A 5,280-nucleotide genomic window follows, 5' to 3' on the forward strand; every position below is an offset into this window, starting at 1 on the left:
CGTGCCGAGCAGAACCACCGGCGGCAGGAGCCACGCGGCGTGCACGGCGGTCGCGGCGACGGGGACGACCCAGCAGGCCAGCAGGACACCCAGCAGTAGTCCCGAGCACCGCGGCCTGCTGGCCGGCCGTCGCGGCGATCGCGTGCAGGCCGAGCGTCAGCACCGGGTGCGGGCTCATCTCGATGAAGACGGTGTGCCCCGCCGCCATCAGGGCGCGGGCAGCGGGTTCGAACCGGACCGTCTGGCGGACGTTGCGCCACCAGTAGCCCGAGTCCAGGCAGGTCGTGTCGAAGCGGTCGCCGGTCACCGTGGAATAGAAGTCCACCTCGCTGGCGGCCGGCACGACCCCCTCGAACGCGGTCGCGAACCTCGGCCGCAGCGGATCCAGGTGGGCGGAGTGACCGGCCGCGGTGGCCTCGATCCGGCGGGTCCGCACCCCCTCTCCCGCCAGCCGCTCCAGCAGGTCGTCGACGGCGTCGACGTCGCCGGAGACCACCACCGACTCGGGGCCGTTGACGGCGGCGACGGTGACCCGGCCACCCCACTCGGGCAGCCGGGCCGACAGGTCCTCGTAGGACATCAGCACCGAACCCATCGCACCGGTACCGGCCAACTCGGTGAGCGCCGCGCTGCGCAGGGCCACCATCCGGGCGGCGTCGGTCAGTTCGATGGCACCCGCCACACAGGCCGCCGCCAGCTCACCCTGGCTGTGCCCGAGCACCGCGGCGGGCCGCACACCGTGACTGCGCCACAGCTCGGCGAGGGACACCATCACGGCGAACAGCACCGGCTGGACGACGTCGGTCCGCGTCATCGACGGGGCGTCCGGCTCGCCGCGCAGGACGGCGATGAACGACCAGTCCAGGTACGGGGCGAACGCGGCGGCGCACTGGTTCATCCGCGCGGCGAACACCGGCTCGGTGTCCAGCAGCTCCACTGTCATCCCGGGCCACTGCCCGCCCTGCCCGGGGAAGACGAACACCGGCCGGTCGGCGTTGGGCAGCACGCTCGCGCGCACCAGATCGGGTGGGGCTTCGCCCTGGGCCAGCGCGTGCAGGGCGGCCGGCACCTCGTCCGGGTCGCCGTCACGAGGACGGCCCGGTGCGGCAGGTGGGCGCGGGTGGTCGCCAGCGAGTACGCCAGGTCCGCGCCGGCCCGTCCGCTCGCGGACACGTGCGCGCCGACCCGGTCGGCCCAGGCGGCCAACGCCTCGGGGGTGCGCGCCGACAGCACCCAGGGCAGCGGGCGGCGGAGAGCGGCCGACGCCGGTGGCGCGACGTCGGGTTCCGCGACGGCCTCCAGGATGGCGTGCGCGTTGGTGCCGCTGGCACCGAACGACGAGATCGCGGCCCGACGCGCCCGGCCGGTGTCCGGCCAGGCGATCGCCTCGGTCAACAGCCGGACCGCGCCGGTCGACCAGTCGACGTGCCCGGTGGGCTCGTCGACGTGCAGGGTCGCCGGCAGCACACCGTGCCGCATCGCCTCGACCATCTTGAGCAGCCCGGCCATGCCGGAGGCGGCCTGGGTGTGCCCGATGTTGGACTTCACCGATCCCAGCCACAGTGGCCGGTCGGCGGGCCGGTCGCGCCCGTAGGTGGCCAGCAGCGCCTGCGCCTCGATCGGGTCACCGAGCCGGGTGCCGGTGCCGTGTGCCTCCACCACGTCGACGTCGCCGGGGGTCAGCCCGGCGTTCGCCAGCGCCTGCCGGATCACCCGCTGCTGGGCCGGGCCACTGGGCGCGGTCAGACCGTTGCTGGCGCCGTCGGAGTTGACGGCCGAGCCGCGCAACCGGGCGAGGACGGGGTGACCGTGCCGTCGGGCCACGGAGAGCCGCTCCAGCAGCACCAGGCCGGCCCCCTCGGACCAGCCGGTGCCGTCGGCCGCGGCGGCGAACGGCTTGCACCGACCGTCCGGCGCGAGCCCTCGCTGCCGGCTGAACTCGATGAACGGCAGCGGTGTCGGCATCACCATGACCCCGCCCACCAGGGCCGCCTCGCACTCGCCGTCGCGCAGCGACCGGGCCGCGAGGTGCAGCGCGACAAGCGACGACGAGCAGGCGGTGTCGATGGTGAGCGCCGGGCCCACCAACCCGTACGTGTAGGCGAGCCGCCCGGAGATGATGCTTGTGGCGTTGCCGGTGAGCAGGTAACCGCCGACCCCGTCCGGAACCTCGGTCAGGCCGGCGCCGTAGCCCTGCCCGGCCGCGCCCACGAAGACGCCGACCCGGCTGCCGCGCACTGTGGTCGGGTCGATGCCGGCCCGCTCGAAGACCTCCCACGACGTCTCCAGCAGCAACCGCTGCTGGGGGTCCATGGCCAACGCCTCGCGCGGGTTGATGCCGAACAGCGCCGCGTCGAAACGGTCGGCGTCGGCGAGGAACCCGCCCTGGTTCGCGTACGTGGTGCCGCTGTGGTCCGGGTCGGGGTGGTAGATGCCGTCGAGGTCCCAGCCGCGATCGGTGGGGAAGGGACCGATCGCGTCGGTCCCGGCGGCGACGAGCCGCCACAGGTCGTCGGCGGAGCGGACCCCACCCGGGAACCGACAGCCGCTGGCCACGATGACCAGCGGATCGTCGTCGGCCGCTGGCGTGACGGGTGTCGCGTCCGAGCGGTCACCGCCTCCGCCCAGTTCGCCGCCGAGGTGCCGGGCGAGGGCCGCCGCGGTCGGGTGGTCGAAGACGACTGTGCTCGGCAACGTCAGCCCGGTCGCCGAGGCCAGGGCGTCGCGGAGCTCCACGGCGGTCAGCGACTCCAGGCCCAACTCCCGCAACGGCCGGTCGGCCGCGACGGCGGCGGCGGACGGCAGGTCCAGCACCGCCGCGACCTGTTCGCGGACCAGGTCGAGCAGCGGGCGGGTAGAACGCGCGGCGGGCGGCACCGAGGCGGGCGCGGGCGGGGCGGCGGACACCAGGTCCTCGATCAGTGGGCGCGACCGGGCCAGCGTGTACGAGGCGGCGAACCGGTCCCAGTCCACGTCGGCGACGACCCGGGTGGCCGCGCCGGACCCGACGGACCGGCGCATCGCCTCCAGCGCCGCCGCCGGGGCCATCGGGCACAGTCCGGCCCGGCGCAGCAGCGGCTCGGCCCCTCCGCCATGCCACCGCCCGCCCATGGCCCCCAGGCGATCGACGTCGCGGGGAGGTCCCGGGCCCGTCGGCGTTCGGCGAGGGCGTCGAGGTGGGCGTTGGCGGCGGCGTACCCGGCCTGGCCGGCGCTGCCCCAGGTGCCGGCGACCGACGAGAAGAGCACGAACGCGTCCAGGGCGACCCCGTCGAGCAGCTCGTCGAGCAGGTCGGCGCCGGTCACCTTGGCGCCCCGGGCGTCGGCCAGCACGTCGAGACCGGGGTCGGCGAGCGGGGTCGGACGGCTGGTGCCGGCGGTGTGCACGACGGCGGTCGGCGGGTGGTCCCGGAGCAGCCCGGCGAGGAACTCCCGCTCGGTGACGTCGCCGGCCACGATGGTCACCGCGGCGCCCTGCGCGGTGAGGTCGTCGCGCAGGGCGTCGGCCCCGACGGCGTCGGGGCCGGAGCGGCTGGTCAGCACCAGGTGCGCGGCACCGTTGGCGGCGAGCCAGCGGGCGGCGCGGGCGCCGAGGGCGCCGGTGCCACCGGTGACCAGCACGGTGCCCCGGGGCGTCCACTGTCGCGGCTCGCGCTCACCGGCGATCCGGCTCAGCCGGCGTACGAACACGCCGCCGGGCCGGATCGCGTACTGGTCCTCGTGGCCCGGGGCGGCCAGGATCGCCGGCAGCCGGTGCCAGTCGTCACCGGACACGTCGACGAGCCCGCCCCACCGGTCCGGGTGTTCCAGGCCGACGACCCGGCCCAGCCCCCAGAGCTGCGCCTGGGCCGGGTCCGGTGGCGGGTCACCCGGCGTGACCGACACCGCGCCAGTGGTCAGCACCCACAGCGGCGCGTCGAGTTCGCTGGCCAGGGCGGCGGTGCCGGCCGCGTCGAGCAGGGAGAGCACCGCTTGGGGACGATCGTCGGGGCACACCCCCCGGCCTACCGAGCGGACCTCCGCGCCGGCGGCGGTCAGCACCCGGATCACCGGCTCGGCGGTCGCCGCGCTCGGCGCGGCGACGAGCCAGATGCCGTCGAGCGTCGCGGGCTGAGGTTCCGGTACCGGCCGCCAGGTGACCCGGTAGTGCCAACCGTCGTCCGGGACCGGGCTGGCGGGTTTCGGCGTGAGCCAGTGCCGCTCGCGCTGGAACGCGTACGTCGGCAGCGGCACCGTACGACCGCCGGCCAGCACCGACGGCCAGTCGACAGGTACCCCGGCCAGGTGGACCCGGGCGAGCGCGGACAGCGCCGTGTCGACCTCGTCCCGGTCACGCCGTGACGACGGCACGAACAACCCGTCGCGTCCCTGGCCGGACAGCACCCCGTCCGGGCCGACCTCGACGAAGACCTCGACACCACGGCGGGTGAGCAGGTCCAGACCCGCGCCGAAGCGCACCGTCGCCCGGACGTGCCGGACCCAGTAGTCCGCGCTGAACTCGCGCACCGGCTCGCCGGTCAGGTTGGAGATCACCGCGAGCGTCGGGCGCTGGTAGCGGATGTCGGCGGCCACCTCGCCGAACTCCTTGAGCATCGGTTCCATCTGGGCCGAGTGGAACGCGTGCGAGACGTTCAGCCGTTGTACCCGGCGGCCATGGGCCCGCCACTGCGCCGCGACGTCCTCGACCAGCTGCTCCGGCCCGGAGATGACCACCGATCGCGGGCCGTTGACCGCCGCGACCGGCAGGCCGGCCACCTCGGCCTCGGAGGCTTCCACGGCGACCATCGCACCGCCGGCGGGCAGTGCCTCCATCAGCCGGCCGCGCGCGGACACCAGGCGGCAGGCGTCGGTGAGCGACATCGCGCCGGCGACGTGCGCGGCGGCCAGCTCACCGATGGAGTGGCCCAGCACGTACTCCGGTCGCACGCCCCAGGACGCCCACAGCCGGCACATGGCGACCTCGAACGCGAAGAGCGCCTTCTGCGCGGACGAGGTGCGGGCCAGCGCCGCCTCGTCGGCGGTGCGGACGTCGTCGCCGTCCAGCAGCGCCAACGCCTCGTCCCACAGCTGCGCGAAGGCCGGGAACGTGGCCGCCAGTTCGCTGCCCATGCCGGCCCGCTGGCCGCCCTGACCGGTGAACAGGAACGCGGTCCGGTGGTGGCCGGCGACGCCGCGCAGCACGCCTGGCGACGGACGGTCCTCGGCCAGCGCGGCGAGCCGTTCGCGCAGCTCCGCGCGCCCACGGCCGAGCACGGCGGCGCGCTGCGGCAGCGCGGCCCGG

1 protein-coding gene and 1 pseudogene are annotated in these 5,280 nt (G+C 75.6%); both read right to left on the minus strand.

Translation table 11 applies throughout. The annotated features are described in order from the left end of the window. Positions 1-2,847: pseudogene (locus JM949_RS40215) on the minus strand (type I polyketide synthase); the annotation flags it as partial. A 71-nt stretch (positions 2,848-2,918) separates the two neighbouring features. Continuing rightward, positions 2,919-5,280: acyltransferase domain-containing protein (locus JM949_RS33185; RefSeq protein ID WP_203152000.1), on the minus strand; the 2,362-nt coding region annotated here is incomplete at its 5' end.

The sequence above is a fragment of the Micromonospora tarensis genome (assembly GCF_016803395.1).
GTDB lineage: Bacteria > Actinomycetota > Actinomycetes > Mycobacteriales > Micromonosporaceae > Micromonospora > Micromonospora tarensis.